Consider the following 16,652-nt stretch of genomic DNA (forward strand, 5'->3'; position numbering starts at 1 on the left):
ATGTGTAGGAACAAATATTCGACTATCCGTTCCTGCAACTAGCGGCCTAGTTGCAGGACACTAAAACCTGCTCGGTGTTTCCATGGCTGTCCCCACGGCTTTCCCAACACATATCAGAAATATTTTCAACCCATCCACCACTGTTTCCGGTGCCAGTATTCGCTGCCGGTTGCGGGGCAGGTGGTGCGGGTTGCGGAGCAGGAGTAGCATTACCGCCACTGGTTCCTTGAGGCGCGGTATAAGTGGTATTACCAGCATTACGTGAAACCGCAGGAGCGCTACTTGCAGCAGGACTTCCACCACCAACACCCGCAGCATCGCTAGAAGATGCCCCCTCATTCGCACTATCAGCTTGCTCACGCAAAGCATCTGCTTCTTTATGCGCGTCAGTGATAGCTTGCGCAAGTTCCTTGACTGGCCCTGCAAGCAGCGTGGGGATGGATTCGCATGTTTTCTTTTGCTCACCCATGCGCGCAGCTAACGCCTTCAGATCCCCAGTAGAAGCACTCGAATCAAGCATACTTAAAGTGGGGACAGCGTGCGTCTCAACAACCTCACGCAGCGCGTTCGTGGCCGCCGCGACATTTTCACTGCCCGCCACATCGCCACCAACCGCCTCCTCAAGCTGAGCGCGAGCCTCCTCAACTTTCTCACTCGCTACTACACACGCGCCACGCGCACCCTCATAAGCCTCCTGCACAGCAGCATACGCGGCCACATGAGAACGATGCGCCACCCACTGCCACACCCCAAGACCCGCCACAACCACAGCACACACACTCAAAGCCACAACCACAACACGCCAACGACGCTGACCCCGCTTGCCTGACACGCCCGGCACACTACCGCCCCCAACAGGAACACCCGCAGGCACACCCGCCACACTCGTTTCAATATTTTCAGTACTCATAATCATGCTCTCCTGTGTATTGATATGCACTATGCATGTTGGGATGGTGAATATGTTTCATATTAAGGGATACCTGTGTAATAAGTAGAGTATTTGAATCCTGCTTCCCCTTGACATTTAGGTCGCGGTGACCTCAATCAGAGGGGATTTCCTCAACAGTTGGGTCAAGGCGACTTCAATCAAGATGGCATGACCTCAATATTCAAATTGAGCGGAATCGATCAGGTTTTCTCAATAGGCGTTCCTCTTTCAGTAGGTAAGCAGGTCAATCTTTTTGTGTAGTTCACGTGTTCTTACGTTTAGTTTGGGGTATATGTCCTCAAAGAACAAAGAGAATAACAGGGGTTGTGGATAAAAAATTAGTGCCTGTGGATAAGTGTTATCAACGCTGAAAAACGCTCATCATGGAAACAGGCGTGAAATAAGCGCACGATGTCGCATAGCTGAAAGGAAAATACGCATGACAAGCTGCTACGTAGCATCGTATAGGTCCCAGATGTCTTACATAAAGCACGATGCCTCGGAAATTTGCCAAGCGGTTACAGAAAAGTTGCTGATAGAGGTGTCGAATATGACCTCAAAGAAAGAGCAGAACAGCAGCGCAGACGAATAAGCGCCTTAAAAGGCTGGGGCACAGGAAAAGAGTTAGAAATGAAAGAAAACACCACCGATATATATGAGGATAATACTTGCCTGCATCTGAGGGATATGATGCAAAAATTTGAAAAAATTAATCGCTCCCCTCGGGTTCAGCGTTTAATTCGGGCAATAGAAGCACCAGGGTTCATATCCTCAGCATCATGTAAAAATTCTGCTGCAGGCTCCTCATATGAAATTCCAACAAGAGTGTTGTCTTGGAAAATAAAGGAAGTTAATGATGCTAGGGAACATTGACGTGATAAAGGAGAGTGAGGTAATGGTTGTCCTAACGCGAAACGACGCAGAGTTTCAATAGGCATTTGATGCGATACTAAAACCGCCTCATGCCCTTTTACTTGTTGTAAAGCGTGTGACAGGGCTGCACTCATGCGCGAAACAACATCACTGTAAGGTTCACACCATGAGGGAGTGAACGGATGAATATAGTGCTTCCAGTTACGAGGATGTGCTAACTGCCAACGATTCGCATTGACCGCCACTCCCTCAAAAACTGATTCCACTTCGATGAGGAGCGGATCGCATTCAACGGACAGATTGAAAGCCCTCGCAATAGGTGCAGCGGTTTGTTGAGCGCGCAACAAAGGGGAGGCAATAACAGCAACAATGTCGCGCTTTTGCTGCTCTAAATGGGTTGCAACTGTGCGTGCCATCATGTGACCGCGTCGGGTCAATTGGAAACCAGGGAGGCGTCCGTACAGTATTCCATCAGGATTATTGACTTCTCCATGGCGCATCACGTGAATAATTGTCGTTGTCATATCCCTAGTGTCGCATGTTCATTCTTGTGAGTCTTAGGGAACAGAGTAAAGAATGCAAAAATGGCGGATTAAAGAGTTATAAGGAGCTATATGCGAGCTACATGAGGTGGAAATAAAACACTACGATATGGGGGTGCTGGAGTGAGTGCGCCACGATACGGGCTACTGAAATAATCATCCATGCGCGCGAACGTGACCTCACAAAACATCACGATATGGGGGTGCTGCTCTCGCTTATCCGTTGGGGCATGGTCCGTGATACAAAACATCACGATATGGGGGTGGAGCTAGAGGTCAAAAAGGCTTTGGGGATTGATAAGTTAGATAAATGATTAACTAGTACGGTTCAGCTCAGAAGGAGTCTCAAACACTCATTTCATCCTGAAAACAGGAAAGTGGCAGACGTTTTGTTGCTTCGTATGATTTATTTGCTGGAATCCTGAGGATTTTCTGGTTCGTTTTCATGCGCCGTGCCGTTGGCATCAGTTGAAGAATCGTTGAGAGATTCATCCTGAGAAGTGTCCTGATGTGAAAGTGGGTTATCTGATTTTTGGTTGGAAGTATTCGTTTCTTGTGACCGTTGTCGCTGGATTTCTCGTTGCAACTTGAACAAAAACTCAGGGTCATCATCAGGAGCTACAGGGGAAGCAGACGGCGTGTTTTTGTGTTGATTTAACGGATTATCACCAGAAAAAAGGGCGCCGAGTCCGTTTCCGCTTTCTGCTGCGGCAATAGTGCGCACAATAATCCAAGCCACCGCGCCTAAAGCAAAAGTAGGTGCTGTCAGCACAATGATGAGTAGCCACACGATACGAGGTAACTTGCCAGGCATTTCATCTTCTGAGGTACGCGCCCAATCAGCAATGGCATATACGATAACTGCGATCCAAGCAACGAATAAAAGAACTCTGAGCACGTGACGATACTAGGTCAGATTGTTCGGCCCTGCCGGATATGACCTGACTAAATCCGGATATGACCTGACCAAATGAGGGATCTCACCGAAAAAACGCATGAGAAAATCGCATGAGCATGAAGCCAGACAGCAGCTTATGCTCCTCAAATATTAAATATTTTAGGAAAAGCGTGCCTCATATGTCCCATAACCCAAAACGCAACAAAAGACTGGGGCTAATAGGCAAAGATCAGGAGTAAAGAAGCATAAAAACCTATCAGAAAGAAGCAGGAAAGGAGCGTGTCTGCGATGCGTTCACGCATAACCGTAGATGCATATGCCAAATATAAGTTCAGCTACACAACATCTGCGCAGATGCGACGAAAGCCCACAATAACATTGCAAAACCTGTGAGCTTCAACGAATGTATCCACTGCCCAGCTTCACATGCGCGATAGGCTCGCACAACTGGCATCAAAGCAAAAGCCAACCACAGAAATAGCGCAATAAAAGCACAGCCTACAAATACCCACGATCCGTTACTGTGAAAGGCCAGTCCTGAACCTCCCAAGCCTGTAATCACCGTAATAATGACCAGCCCTATCACGGGCATTAAAACGCATACAGCAAAAGCTCTCAACGACCACTGCCGCCCCATACGGACAACAAGTGTGCGCTTACCGCTGGCCTTGTCTCCGTCTATATCCCGCAAATTATTCACTATCAACATAGCGACGGATAACAAACCTAAACAAGCTCCACATACCCACACCCACCATGGAGCGCGTAAAGCCTGAACCCACGTAGTTCCTACACACGCCATCAGACCAAAGAAAATAAAAACCATGATTTCGCTGAGGCCAACCCCCATGTAACCATAGGGATTTTTACCGCCCGTATAAAACCAGGCAGCGGCAATAGCTGCAAGCCCCGCGCATATCAGCCACCACTGGCCAGACAACCACAGCAATACCAGGCCAGCTATTCCAGCTAACATGAAACACGCCAAAGCAGCCATCAAAACACTGCGAGGAGCAGCGATGCCACCTCCTGTCAGGCGAGGCGGACCTACGCGATCATCATCTGTGCCGCGAATCCCATCGGAATAGTCATTTGCGTAATTCACTCCGACCTGCAAAGCAAGAGCCACAAGTAACGCTAACAGTGCGCGTATAGGGGACCATGCGCCTAGGTAAAATGCCGCACTTGTCCCCACAAACACAGGCGCAGCAGCAGCCGGAAGTGTGCGAAAACGGGCACCTTCGATCCATGCGGCACGAATATTTACAGCCGCAGGTGAGTCAGTCTTTACAGCCGCACTTACGTTAGGTGAAGGCTCTGCGCCAGGTAAGGAACCTTTGTCGCGCGAAGTGTCAGCTTGAAGGAAAGGAGCGCGAATATCTGCGGATATGCAGTTACTTGTCTGTGAATCCGAGGAGGAAGGAGAGTCAGAAGGTGAGCCAGAAGGTACACCAGAAGAAGATCCAGAAGGTGAGCCAGAAGGAGAGGGAGACATCATCGGTGCCATTCCTTTACTTGACCAAGCAGACTGGTTGTATGCAAAACGTTCAGGTGACGTGCCGGAAGTGCGCCTAAACTATTTGCCTTTGCCGTATCTGCAGTGCGTACTTGCATGACCCCGCTGTTTGTCGGAGGCAAAAGCTCTGCTTCCGTATCGGTGCTGCTTGCTACTACCGCCGCAACAATGTCGCGTACAGCAGCCCTATCCACTTTTCCGACAGCTAATCGAGGCAAATCACGAGTGAAAATAATTCGACGCGGAGCACAATGCCGTTCCATACGTTGTGCCACATATTCACGTAAAGCGGGCCCGTCACGCTCAGCGCAAATATCAGGCCAATAGTCACCAACCGCTACATGCGCAACAACTTCATGCCCCCATTTCGCATGAGGGAAACCTAATACGTGACAGTCTTGCACCAATGGGTGTGAGGATAATACGTGAGTGACGGCCTGAAGTGGCACATTCATTCCGCCAGAAATAACGATATCGTCAATGCGGCCAAGGATATTCACGCAGTTTTTTGCGTCAATAGATCCGATGTCCTGTGTTATTAAAGGTTCATGCCGGTGGTCAGCTAAAGGACCTTCATTTAGATAGCGTGTAAACATAGTGGGGCCGCTGAGTATGATCCGGCCTTCGTGCTTATTCTGCTGATCTTCGTTTTCACTTCGCTTTTCGTTATATGAAGGCTCTGCCTCGTGGTCAGTGGTATCAGTGGTAATAGATGAGTTAAAAGGTTCGATTTGTACTTCTGTACCTGGAAGTGCTTTGCCATCGTAAATGCAGCCGCCGCATGTTTCAGTCATGCCGTAGGTGAGGATAAGGCGAATGCCTCGTGCGTGGGCAGCTTCATGTAAGTCCTGAGGGCAGTGTGCGCCGCCAACTAATACGCCCGACAGTTGCGCAAGCCCGCTGGCTACTTCATCGCATGCGAGACAGGCGTGTAGTTGTGTGGGGACTAATGAAATATAGCCTGGAACATTCGGGTCTTGTGTGGCTCCTCTGAGGGCGGGTAGGAGTTTTTCCGGTGAAAAACCTGCACTAGTATCCACAATTTGCGGTGGGAAACCAGCAGCAACGGCGCGAAGTAAAACCATAGCGCCTGCGATGTGATGGGTCGGGAGGGCTAATATCCATCTGCCGGGGCCTGACAATGCCTCATGTGTGGCCTGAGCTGAGTGTAGAAGGGCTTGAATACTTATCCCCACCCATCGTGGTCGTCCGCTTGAACCCGATGTGCTCATAATGAGGTCAACATTTTCCACAAGTGCGGGATCGTCAATGAAATCGGAGAGCTCAGGAAAATCTGCTGGCGGGAATATCTGAGGCATGTCGTAGGCAGATGTTCGTAGCGTGCCAGGAGGAACATCCCGAGGATTACGGATAACGAGGACTGTGTGAGGGGCAGGATGATTGGGGTTATCTGCGCGTTCAGAGTGAAGTTCAACGATTTTGTGAATACCAGCGTGTGCGAGGGCGACGGCTCCGATGGACGTTCCGCCGGGAACCATGATAATACGAGGCTTGTTCATCCAAAGCTTTCTGAGAGAAAAGTTCTGTGTGTACTGTAGCTGCCTGTGCGAAAGAGTGCACATTGAGAAAATTGATGAGTTCACGTTGCAGATAAGTGAAGTGAAGGTCCGTGTGGAGGCGAGGCGGCCCTCAGCGGCCCTCAGTGGGTCCTTATACGGAGGGAAATGTGAGAGCGGGGCGTATCCACCCACCGCTCGGGCAAGGCGGATCTGCATACAGAGGGAAATGTTGCGCCTACGTAATTGGGGGCGCTTGCGGAAAATAAGTGGCCAAGGACATAGGCGAGGTAGGTGAATATTTTGTGAATGAAAACTCTACTTGTTATGGCAGGTCGCTATTATGGTGTTATGGCTCGTGAAAGTGTAAAAAAGGTCGTTATCATTACATCGGCAGTTATTGGTGGCCTTCTGGTCCTTGGTGCTGCCGGGGGTACTGCTTATGCACTGCATTATTCGGAGCGTGCTCTGCCGCGCACAACGATTGCGGGCCATTCGATCTCAGGTTTAGATCGTGCAGCAGTTGAGGGTATGGTGAAACAGCTTGCTGATGACACGGTTCTGACTATTGATGTTGCAGGAAAAACTCAGACGGCTTCTTTGGCGGATATGGGGTTCAGCATCGATGTGCCTGCGACCGTGGATGGTATTTTTGCTCCTAATGCTTCAGTGATGCAACGTTTTACGGCATTGACGCGCGCGAAAAATATTGAGCCAGTTGTTGTGCGCGATAACAAAAACCGTGATTCTTTCATTGAAAAGATTCGTGACCTTGCTGGTGAAGCGGTTGTGCAATCGCAGGTTGTTTCCAACGATCAGGGTGTTTTTACCGTGTCGCCAGGAAAAGCCGGTAAGGATATTGACCGTTCTGCTCTTGAGGTGGCAATGGATGAGGCCGCGAATATGTTGGCAGCTCATGCTGTTACGGTCAATGTAAAAGAGGTGGAGCCAACGATTACTACAGATAAAGCCCAAGCTGTTGCTGATGAAGCAAACGCGATGGCATCTGTGGATCTGACGATTACGGATGGTGTTGACAACTATCAGCCGAATCTCGTTCAAAAAGCGTCATGGATCACCGTGAAAGAGGAAAACGGAAACCTGGAAAATCCAATTGTCGCTCTCGATAAGGTGCGTGAATGGGTGGATAAAGCCGCGGATCTTGCGAAACTTGATCCGCAGCCGGGTATTGATAATGTCGATGCGAATGGGACCGTTCTTGTTCATGCGAAGAAGGCTCGTGATGGTCTTACTGTGAATAATGCTGAGGCAATGACAGATGCCTTATCACAAGCAATGACCAATAAAACCAGTTACAGTGGAAAATTCGAGTTTGATCGCCATACGCCAGAAAATCTGACTCGTCCTGTTCTTGCGGGTTATCAGAATTACGTGTATCCGGCCTCTGAAGGTGAAAAATGGGTGGACGTGAATCTGACAACTAACACGGCAACCGCTTATGAGGGGTACAACGTTGTTCACGGTCCCGTGTTGATTAACCACGGCGCTGTTGGCAAAGAAACGGTTGAGGGAACCTATCAGATTTACTTGAAGTACGAGAAACAGACAATGGGCTGTGTTCCAGGCTATGACTACTGTGTGAAGGACGTTCCGTGGGTGATGTACTTCGTGGGTTCCTACGCTTTGCACGGAACACCGTGGCGTGAAGTATTCGGTACCGGTCAGTCGGAGGGTTCCAGCGGGTGTGTGAACCTGCCAGTTCCTGAAGCAAAATGGTTTCACGGTTGGACGGAAATTGGGACAACCGTGGTCACTCATCACTGAGTGTGCGGCTGAAGCTGTCTGCCTATGATATTCACAGCGGACAGGCTTCTTTCCCCTGAAGGTTGAGGCCTTCATGTGAGCGCATATGCCACATCTGGGTTTCCTTTGCTCCTGAAGGTTGAGGTGGCTCTGAATTTTGAGGATGCGCTGCTCTTGGCGCGCGTGCTATGTGCCGCTCAATGCTGAAGAAAGCTATGCGTGCAGCTACAATCTATTCAAAATTAAAGTTTTTAGCGGCCTGTAAGCACAGCTAAAAACCTGAAATCTTCTGGAGGAAACAATGACTTACACAGTGGCCTATATTGTCGGCTCAATTTCAAAAAATTCCCTCAATCGACGTCTTAGTCAAGCCCTCATTACTCGAGCCCCACAAAACCTTACTTTCACTGAAGTTACTATCGCTGACCTACCGTTATACAACCCGGATCATGATGCTCATTTTCTGCCTCTTGCTGCCGAAAAGAAAGCAGTAATTGAAGCGTCTGACGCTTTAATGATCGTGACACCTGAATACAATCGTTCAATCCCCGGTGTCCTTAAAAATGCTATCGACTGGTTCTCACGTCCATGGGGTCACGGAAGTCTGGGTGGCAAACCCACCTTGGTTGCCGGTGCTTCAGTTGGCCCTATGGGTGCTGCGTTTGCGCAAGATGATCTGAAGAAAATCTTGACCTTCTTTAATGCGCATCTGCTAGGTCAGCCTGAACTGTACATTAACCTTACTGGTGATGATTTTGCAGATGACGGCCATATTTTGCGTGAAGGAACAGATGCTTTCCTTGCGGGCGCAATGCAAACTTTCGCTGCCCACATTGAAGCAACGCTGCGCTGAGCTTAAGGAAACGTGAGGGTTTATCACAGCGGCACTGTTTTGCTGAAAAATAGCTCAGCATGATGGGTGAAAGAGCAGCTTTCCACTGTGAAAGCCCTATGATTCGCGGGCACAGGATTTATTTGCGTACTGTAGTAGCCAAAACGGTAAAGAAGTCTGTGGATAATTTCTGTGCCTGAGTCCTATATGTGATGTAAGGCCTGCTGTCATGAGTTGCATGAGGGCAGGGTGAATAGGATAAGATTGGGCGTTGTCATTCGGTGACATAAAAGTAAATACGGGCTGTGGCGCAGTTTGGTAGCGCACTTGACTGGGGGTCAAGGGGTCGCAGGTTCAAATCCTGTCAGCCCGACGTTTTGCCCGGAATCTCAACGATTGAGGTTCCGGGCTTCATCGTTGACAGGGCGATCCTATGTTGAATCCTATGTTGAGATTCAGAGTTCTTTTCACCTCAACTGAGAGTGAATCCAACGAGCGCGCCGAAGGACAATCCAAACGAACAAAGCGGCAATACCAACAGTGCCTAGGGCGATAAGAGTCTTGCTCGCCAGGTACTAGCGTTTAATAGTGAGGAAACACTACTTTTCACAGGCGACACCATCACCATCACGGTCGAGCTTGCTCCGATACCCAGGTTCCCCTCGGTAAATAGGGGCCACACCTGCTGCTTTAGCTTCTGCGCAATTCGCGTAGTACACAGAATCGCTTCCGCCTCCGCCTCTGCCTTGCGGAGCAGGCGCAGGTGCATTGTATTGAGCTGCTTGGCGTTGACGTTCTGCTTCAGCTTGTTGTGCAGCTACAGCTTGGCGTTCCGCTTCTTCGGCAGCAGCTTTATCGGATTCACGCTGCGCAATGCTTTTCTCACGGTCTGCGAGTTCACTTTGTTCTTGAATGAGTGTTTTCTGGGCCGAATTCACTTCTTCTTCGAGAACAGACAGTTCTGAGGAACGTTCTTCGAGTTCCTTTTTCCTTTGAGGGATCTTATGCGATTTTTTTCGTGCGCTCAGTAGCTCTTTTTCTTTCTGCGACTGCGTATCAGTAAGTGCGCTTTGCTGCTCCTGTAAAGTTGCGACTTGATTCTTTAGCTTTTCTATTTCTTTTATACGCGCACTGTAACCTGTGCCCATTGAGAGCAAGAAAAGAAATGAGGCAACAATTAATGTAATGACAATAGCGCCTTTGATATTAAAAATTTTCATATTGTATTCACTCAGTGATTGCCGTAGAAGTAGGAGTGGTGAGTTTCTTTGGTTCATGGTCTAAAGATTGGCCTCACGTGAGTCAAGATCAGCTTTTTTCTCTTGGTTTTTTTGCTGAGTTATTTCGTTGGCTGAGCGCTGCGAATTAATGCTTTGGGCCTTTTTCTTCAGAAGATCTTCGGCAGAGAGGATATCTTGCTCTCGTTTATTAAAATCCTGAATTTTTTCTGTCTTTTCTTTAATATCTTCGTTCAACTGAGTGATTGATGCGTTGAGGTCGTTTAGCTGTTCTTCAAAGGATGTTTTTTCATTTCCGCGTGAAGAATGTCCAATGCTGTAGCCAATGACTGTGACCGTAATAGCTACTATGAGCGCCAGAATAGCCGCTAGGACTGTCAGAAAAATGGTGGACTTTTGATTTTCGGCCCGAAGTTTTGAAATTAAGTGATGGATTAGGGGAGTTTGTGCTGGAGATGTGGGATTTGATGCGGTGGAAAGATTTATCTGTGTTTCATCTCCGCTAGGCTCTTGTTGGGGTGGCAAGCTATTGCTTGACTGTATAGCAGAGTGCTGGGTGAGTCCCCCCCCCTGATGTGGTCAATGAATCGTTTGCTTTGTGTTTTGCAGAAGAAAGGGGATCGGATTTCATAGAGATCCTTGCGGCGTTGCGGATTTTTAGGATATGTACAGTATATCGGATGTATTTTGGAACAAAAACAGTGCAGAAGCTAAGTCCCTTATAAAGTATGATCCACTTGTTTCAATGGCGCGGAAGGCGTAAACCCTACTGAAAACATGAGAAAGGCGGAGCAGTTACGCTCCGCCAATCCACCTGAGTATCTGCGGTTATCGTGCCAGTAGCGTCAATATCAGCAGTATCAACGCCAGCAGTATCATCAGCAGTGTCAATAAAACCTGTGCGTATTCCTTTTCCTTATGACTGATCCCACTCTGCAACGTATTACCCGTTATCACACAGAAGTCCAGATCAAAGTCACGATGAAGTTATCACAGGATGATTGCTACTTTTCAACGTTGCACGCGCGCGCCTGCGCCTTTCATGAGGCGTTCGACTTCTTCAAGCCGCGCAGTTGATGTATCACCTGGAGTTGTCATTGCCAAAGCACCGTGAGCAGCCCCGTATTCGACAGCCTGAGTAATGTCACCCTTTTCCATCAGGCCATAAATGAGGCCAGAAGCGAATGAATCCCCGCCGCCAACACGATCCAAAATCTCTAAACCGTTGCGCTGAGTTGCCTGAGCAAAACCGGTTTCACGGTCCCACGCGATTGCGCCCCAGTCGTTAATGGTTGCTGTGTGTACTTGACGTAGTGTTGTCGCAATGACCTGGAAATTTGGGTAGGCCTTTGAAACTTGATTAATCATGGCTTTGAAAGAGTCGATTTCAAGATTTGTGAGGTTTTCGTTGGCTCCTTCGACCTCGAAGCCAAGGGAAGCAGTGAAGTCTTCCTCATTGCCAATCATGACATCCACGTAGCGAGCGAGTTCACGATTGACTTCCTGCGCTTTTTCTATGCCGCCGATGCCTTTCCAAAGGGATGGGCGATAGTTGAGGTCGTAGGACACGATTGTTCCGTACTTTTTGGCAGTGGCCATTGCGTGTGCGGCGACTGCGGCAGTATCGGCGGAAAGTGCAGCGAATATGCCGCCGGTATGTAACCATCGCACACCGAGTGTGCCGAAAATGTGGTCCCAGTCGATGTCATTGATATTTGCCTGTGAGATCGCAGTGTTCCCGCGGTCGGAACATCCCACTGCTCCGCGGATCCCGTAGCCGCGTTCGGTGAAGTTCAGGCCATTTCGTGCGTTACGGCCTACCCCATCGGATTCAACCCAGTGAATGAATTGCGTGTCTAATCCGGAGGTGAGAATAAGGTCTTCTAGGAGTTTACCTACTTCGTCGTTTACGAGGGCGGTGATGATGGCTCCTCGTTTACCGAAACAGCGGCGTAATCCGCGTGCGACGTTGTATTCGCCGCCGCCTTCCCATACGTTAAATGAGCGGGCAGTGCGGATGCGGTTTTCAGCGGGGTCAAGCCGTAACATGACTTCGCCGAGCGAGACAATATCGTAGGCGCATTCGTGTGCGGGGCGTAGGTTCAGTGTCATCGTCCGGTCTCCTTTGCGATAGTCATAGCTTGTGCGCATAGTGAAGTGATTGTGTCCCATTGGTTGGCGTGGATGAGTTTCTTATCGACCATCCAGGAGCCGCCACATGCGGCGATATGTGGAACTGCTAGGTATTCTGCGAGGTTTTGTGCGTTTACTCCGCCGGTGGGGACGAAACGTAATTGAGGAAATACTGAGGCGAATGAGGACATGGCGGGGATACCGCCCATGATGTTGGCGGGGAAGAATTTGACGGTATCAAGCCCATATTCGAGGGCCGCCATGATGAGTGTGCCATCAGTGCAGGCTGGTAGGACAGGTACGCCTGCTTCTTGACAGTAACGCACGACATTCGCGCTGAATCCGGGGGAGACGATGTACGTGGCGCCTGCTTTGATAGCGGCTTCTGCTTGTGCGACGTTGAGGACGGTTCCTGCGCCGACGTTTAGGCCATCAATACGTGACATTTCGCGGATAGCGTCGGGAGCTGCTGCTGTGCGGAATGTGACTTCTGCTGTGGTGATGCCTCCGGCCAGCAGGGCGTGGGCGACGTTGATTCCTTGGTCCACTGAATCTACGACGACAACAGGAATAACGGGATTTGAGGTGAATAGGTCGTGAAGTGACACGTATTTCTCGCTTTCTTTGAGGTGAAAGGATGTTTTATGGCTGAGGTGTGAAAGTGGCGATTTGGGGGATGTGGGCTTCGGTCACGGTTTTTGTGAGAAGCCCAGCGAGGTCGTGGAGGCGTTCGTGACTGCATCTTTCGATGGGCATGGTGATGGACACGGAGGCTGTGGCTTGTCCTGCGACTAGCAGGGGGATTGCGACGCATGCAATGCCGGGTTCGTTTTCTTCAATTTCGATGGCGTAGCCGTGGGTGCGGACTCGTTCGATTTCTTGTTGTATGCGTTCAGCGAGGTTATTGGCAGGGGATTTAACGGCGGTGATCCATGTGTCAATGGTGAATGTGTGATCTGCTAGTACTCCCATAAGTGAACGGCCCATTGCTGTGGTGGCGGCAGGTATGCGTCGTCCGATTTGTGACCATACGCGCACGGCTCGGTCGGGTTCTACTTTGTCGAGGTAAACCATTGTTTTTTCTGAGAGTTGTCCGAGGTGGACGAGTTCATGAGATTGTGCGCATAGGCTTTCAAGGATTGGGTGGAGTGTGGTGGTGAGTCGTTCGGAGGCGTTCCACCAGCGTGCGATGATGGAGGAAGTTGTTCCGAGGTGGTAGTTTCCGTTGTGGTCTTGTGTGACCCAGTCGCGTGCGCGCAAGGTGGCGAGTGTGTGGTGCAGACTGGATTTGTTCATTGAGAGGGCTGTGGCGATTTCGAGGAGTGTTTGTCCTTCAGGTCCGAGGGTGGACATGTGTTCGATTATGCGTAGGGCTTTATCGACTGAGGTAATGGTTGTGCTTCGCTTGGATGGGGTGGGGGCTACGTTGCCTACCGCCATGGGATCCTCCTGTGGATGTGAATATAACGTATTCGATTGATAATGCGAAACGCTTATTCGATATTGTGAAACTTGATTTTAATGTACACCGCTTCAATGGGGATGCAAAGTGGAGTTTCATTCTTTTCTTTACGCATTGACGTATCTGTAGGGAGGCGCTAAAGTTTAATTTAATGAAACGATGGTTTCATGATATGAAACATTGTACTATGGTTTGACGAAAGGGCAAGCAATGAGGCTTGGAGTAGAAAGCCTGTCATCACATGAAATGATGAATGCAGGTATCACGCTTCCTCAATTCGACGTTTCCCACATACGCGAAGCCGCCATTAAAACACCACGCTGGATGCACTTTGGCCCAGGAAATATTTTCCGCGTCTATATCGCTCGCCTTGCACAAGAACTGATGGAAGCAGGGGAGCCGCAGTGCGCAATAAGTGCGCTCGTCCCACTGTCCCCACTGGAACTGGACCGTCAGCTTGCACCTTTTGACCTCCTCACATTAGGAGTCACACTCCATGCAGACGGCCACAGTGATATGAATGTCATTGCATCCCTGAGTGAAGGACTGGCCTACCAGCGGGCCAAAGACTTTGAACGCGCCGCCACCATCATCACAGAACCTAGCCTACAAATCCTGTCATTCACCATTACAGAAAAGGGCTACCAGCTCACAGGATTCGACGGACAATACCAGCCAGCCCTTCTTAAAGACTTAGAACGCAATCCAGAAGAACCCATGGAAAATACCATGGCAATGGTTACGGGCCTGCTTGTACGTCGCTTCCGCTGTGGAGGAAGCCCATTAGCCCTGCTGTCATGCGATAACTTCTCACACAACGGCGACAAACTCCGTGACAGTGTGACCACCGTGGCGAAAGAATGGATAAAGCGCGGCCTCGTTGAAAAAGAATTCCTTGACTGGCTCAATAACCCTGCCTGCGTCTCTTTCCCAATTTCTGTGATCGACAAAATCACTCCACGTCCCAGCGAAGATATTGCTCGCACACTTGCGCAGCTTGGCTTTGAGGATATGGAACTTGACACCACAACCCGTACCCCACTGGCCGGTTTTGTGAACACAGAACCCGCAGAATACCTCGTTATTGAAGATCGGTTCCCAAATGGTCGTCCGGCTCTTGAAAAAGTTGGAGTGTACTTCACCGACCGTGAAACATGTGATCGTTTTGAACACATGAAAGTCACTACCTGTTTGAACCCGCTACATACAGCGCTTGCAGTCACAGGTGTTCTTCTTGGATACACGCGTATTGATGAGGAAATGAAAGACCCCGGTTTGTTAGGTCTTGTTCACCGACTCGGCTGGGATGAGGGTATGCCGGTTGTCGTGGACCCGGGAATTATCTCTCCAGCAGATTTCCTGCGTGAAGTCGAAGAAGAACGTTTCCCGAATGCTTTCCTCGGTGATACGCCACAGCGTATTGCCTCAGATACTTCACAAAAACTACCTATTCGTTTCGGTGAAACTATCAAAGCCTATCTTGCACATGAGGAACTGGACCTTAAAAACCTCACAGCAATACCTTTTGTCTTTGCAGCCTGGTGCCGTTACCTCATGGGAGTAGCTGACGATGGTTCCCCCATGGAGCTATCCCCGGATCCGCTACTTGAAGAACTGATGCCTTTCTTTGCAGATGTGCGACTTGGGCAACCAGAAACGAGTGTCGGGGTCCTGCGTCCCATTTTGTCACGACCCGAAATATTCGGAGTTGATCTGTACACAACCCCACTTGCCGCACAAGTAGAAGAACTTTTTACACACATGATTGCCGGAGCAGGCGCGGTCCGCTCCATCCTCGATAAGGAGTTCGCACAATGAAAATGACTTTCCGCTGGTATGGCAGCCAATCTGATCCCATCCCATTGCAATACATTAAACAAATCCCTGGAGCAACAGGCTTAATGGGGGCAATGGACTGGATTCCTGTAGGTGAAGTCTGGCCAGAAGAAGAAATTAAAAAGTATGTTGATGAGGTTCACGCCGCCGGACTTGAGGTGGAAGTAATTGAATCCGTCAACGTGCACGAGGATATTAAATTAGGCAAGCCTACTCGTGATCGCTATATTGCGAACTACTGCCAAACACTTGAAAATTTGGCGAAGTACGGAATCAAAGTGGTCGTTTATAACTTCATGCCTGTCTTTGACTGGCTACGTACAGAACTTGCCCACGTTAATGAGGACGGCTCAACGTGCCTGTACTACGATCACGCAGTTCTTGAAGGAATGACACCGCAAGATATTGTGAAATCTACCCTTGAAGGCAGTGAATTCTCTTTACCAGGGTGGGAACCTGAACGTCTGGCGCATTTAGATGAGGTCATGGAACAGTACACAGCTATGACTGAAGATCAGCTGCGTGAAAACTATAAGTACTTCCTTGAAGGCATTATTCCCACTTGTGAACGAGTCGGTATTCGCATGGCAGTTCACCCTGATGATCCCGCATGGCCACTTTTTGGTATTCCACGTATCTGCAATAAAGAATCTGACTTAGAAAAAATCGTTGCTTTAGTTGATTCGGCAGCCAATTCCTTATGCGTATGCTCTGGTTCTTTGGGATCGAATCCTGAAAACGATGTTCCCGGTATTTTCCGTCGCTTCGGTGAACGTGGCCGCATTGCTGCTGCGCATGTGCGTAATGTTCGCTACTTAGGCGATAAACACTTCCAGGAAGCTGCGCACCTGTCCAGCGACGGAAACCTTGACATGCACGCCATTATGAAAGCTATCCACGATACGTGCCCAGACGTGTATGTGCGTCCTGACCACGGTCGCATGATTTGGGGGGAAACTGGCCGCCCAGGATACCCCCTGTACGACCGTGCCTTGGGCTTGGTGTACCTCAACGGCCTGTATGAAGCAATCACGAAAGAAACACGCACGAACTGATCGCGCATATTCGATTACAGAAAATCATATGACCACGGTGCAGACAGTGTGAGCG

General features: G+C 49.4%; 14 protein-coding genes and 1 tRNA gene. 5 read left to right on the forward strand and 10 right to left on the reverse strand.

Annotated features, from left to right (window positions below; translation table 11 throughout):
- Positions 1 to 46: 46 nt before the first annotated feature.
- The 5 genes from LRP54_RS04550 to LRP54_RS04570 form a co-directional block, all read right to left on the reverse strand.
- Positions 47 to 910, reverse strand: a complete 864-nt coding sequence (locus LRP54_RS04550) for a hypothetical protein (protein ID WP_231235164.1) — start codon at positions 908 to 910, stop codon at positions 47 to 49.
- Positions 911 to 1,659: 749 nt separating this feature from the next.
- Positions 1,660 to 2,328 (reverse strand): histidine phosphatase family protein, encoded by a 669-nt coding sequence (locus tag LRP54_RS04555; protein ID WP_231235165.1) that lies wholly within the window; start codon positions 2,326 to 2,328, stop codon positions 1,660 to 1,662.
- A gap of 424 nt (positions 2,329 to 2,752) precedes the next feature.
- A complete protein-coding gene (locus tag LRP54_RS04560) occupies positions 2,753 to 3,244 on the reverse strand; it encodes a hypothetical protein (protein ID WP_231235166.1) in 492 nt (163 codons plus the stop codon).
- A gap of 331 nt (positions 3,245 to 3,575) precedes the next feature.
- The gene (locus tag LRP54_RS04565) at positions 3,576 to 4,751 is read right to left on the reverse strand and encodes a 1,4-dihydroxy-2-naphthoate polyprenyltransferase (RefSeq protein WP_331274726.1); all 1,176 of its coding nucleotides are present in this window, start codon (positions 4,749 to 4,751) and stop codon (positions 3,576 to 3,578) included.
- A complete protein-coding gene (locus LRP54_RS04570) occupies positions 4,739 to 6,280 on the reverse strand; it encodes an AMP-binding protein (RefSeq protein ID WP_231235167.1) in 1,542 nt (513 codons plus the stop codon). The genes LRP54_RS04565 and LRP54_RS04570 overlap by 13 nt, the downstream gene beginning before the upstream one ends.
- A 306-nt stretch (positions 6,281 to 6,586) precedes the next feature.
- Between LRP54_RS04570 and LRP54_RS04575 the strand changes: the two genes are divergently transcribed.
- The 3 genes from LRP54_RS04575 (at position 6,587) to LRP54_RS04585 (ending at position 9,246) form a co-directional block, all read left to right on the forward strand.
- Positions 6,587 to 8,062, forward strand: a complete 1,476-nt coding sequence (locus tag LRP54_RS04575) for a L,D-transpeptidase family protein (RefSeq protein WP_231235168.1) — start codon at positions 6,587 to 6,589, stop codon at positions 8,060 to 8,062.
- 280 nt (positions 8,063 to 8,342) lie between these two features.
- The gene (locus LRP54_RS04580) at positions 8,343 to 8,894 is read left to right on the forward strand and encodes an NADPH-dependent FMN reductase (RefSeq protein ID WP_231235169.1); all 552 of its coding nucleotides are present in this window, start codon (positions 8,343 to 8,345) and stop codon (positions 8,892 to 8,894) included.
- A 278-nt stretch (positions 8,895 to 9,172) separates the two neighbouring features.
- Positions 9,173 to 9,246: transfer RNA gene (locus tag LRP54_RS04585), tRNA-Pro, on the forward strand.
- A 226-nt stretch (positions 9,247 to 9,472) separates the two neighbouring features.
- Here LRP54_RS04585 and LRP54_RS04590 read toward each other — a convergent pair.
- The 5 genes from LRP54_RS04590 to LRP54_RS04610 all read right to left on the reverse strand — a co-directional run bounded on the left by LRP54_RS04590 (position 9,473) and on the right by LRP54_RS04610 (position 13,684).
- Positions 9,473 to 10,093 carry an excalibur calcium-binding domain-containing protein gene (locus LRP54_RS04590; RefSeq protein WP_231235170.1) on the reverse strand — a complete coding sequence of 207 codons (621 nt, stop codon included), beginning with the start codon at positions 10,091 to 10,093 and terminating at the stop codon, positions 9,473 to 9,475.
- 60 nt (positions 10,094 to 10,153) lie between these two features.
- Positions 10,154 to 10,636, reverse strand: a complete 483-nt coding sequence (locus tag LRP54_RS04595; RefSeq protein ID WP_231235171.1) for a hypothetical protein — start codon at positions 10,634 to 10,636, stop codon at positions 10,154 to 10,156.
- Positions 10,637 to 11,122: 486 nt separating this feature from the next.
- Positions 11,123 to 12,223, reverse strand: coding sequence for a sugar kinase (locus LRP54_RS04600; RefSeq protein ID WP_231235172.1), 1,101 nt, complete (start codon positions 12,221 to 12,223; stop codon positions 11,123 to 11,125).
- Complete coding sequence (gene eda, locus LRP54_RS04605) at positions 12,220 to 12,852, reverse strand: bifunctional 4-hydroxy-2-oxoglutarate aldolase/2-dehydro-3-deoxy-phosphogluconate aldolase (RefSeq protein WP_231235173.1); 633 nt, start codon at positions 12,850 to 12,852, stop codon at positions 12,220 to 12,222. Before eda ends, LRP54_RS04600 begins: the two co-directional genes overlap by 4 nt.
- Positions 12,853 to 12,886: 34 nt before the next feature.
- Positions 12,887 to 13,684 carry an IclR family transcriptional regulator gene (locus LRP54_RS04610; RefSeq protein WP_231235174.1) on the reverse strand — a complete coding sequence of 266 codons (798 nt, stop codon included), beginning with the start codon at positions 13,682 to 13,684 and terminating at the stop codon, positions 12,887 to 12,889.
- A gap of 232 nt (positions 13,685 to 13,916) precedes the next feature.
- On the opposite strand from LRP54_RS04610, the gene LRP54_RS04615 reads away from it, so the two are divergent.
- A complete protein-coding gene (locus tag LRP54_RS04615; RefSeq protein WP_231235175.1) occupies positions 13,917 to 15,524 on the forward strand; it encodes a mannitol dehydrogenase family protein in 1,608 nt (535 codons plus the stop codon).
- A complete protein-coding gene (gene uxuA / locus LRP54_RS04620; RefSeq protein ID WP_231204010.1) occupies positions 15,521 to 16,597 on the forward strand; it encodes a mannonate dehydratase in 1,077 nt (358 codons plus the stop codon). The genes LRP54_RS04615 and uxuA overlap by 4 nt, the downstream gene beginning before the upstream one ends.
- Positions 16,598 to 16,652 lie beyond the last annotated feature (55 nt).

Origin of the sequence: Schaalia sp. lx-100, assembly GCF_021083625.1 — a bacterium.
Lineage (GTDB): Bacteria > Actinomycetota > Actinomycetes > Actinomycetales > Actinomycetaceae > Pauljensenia.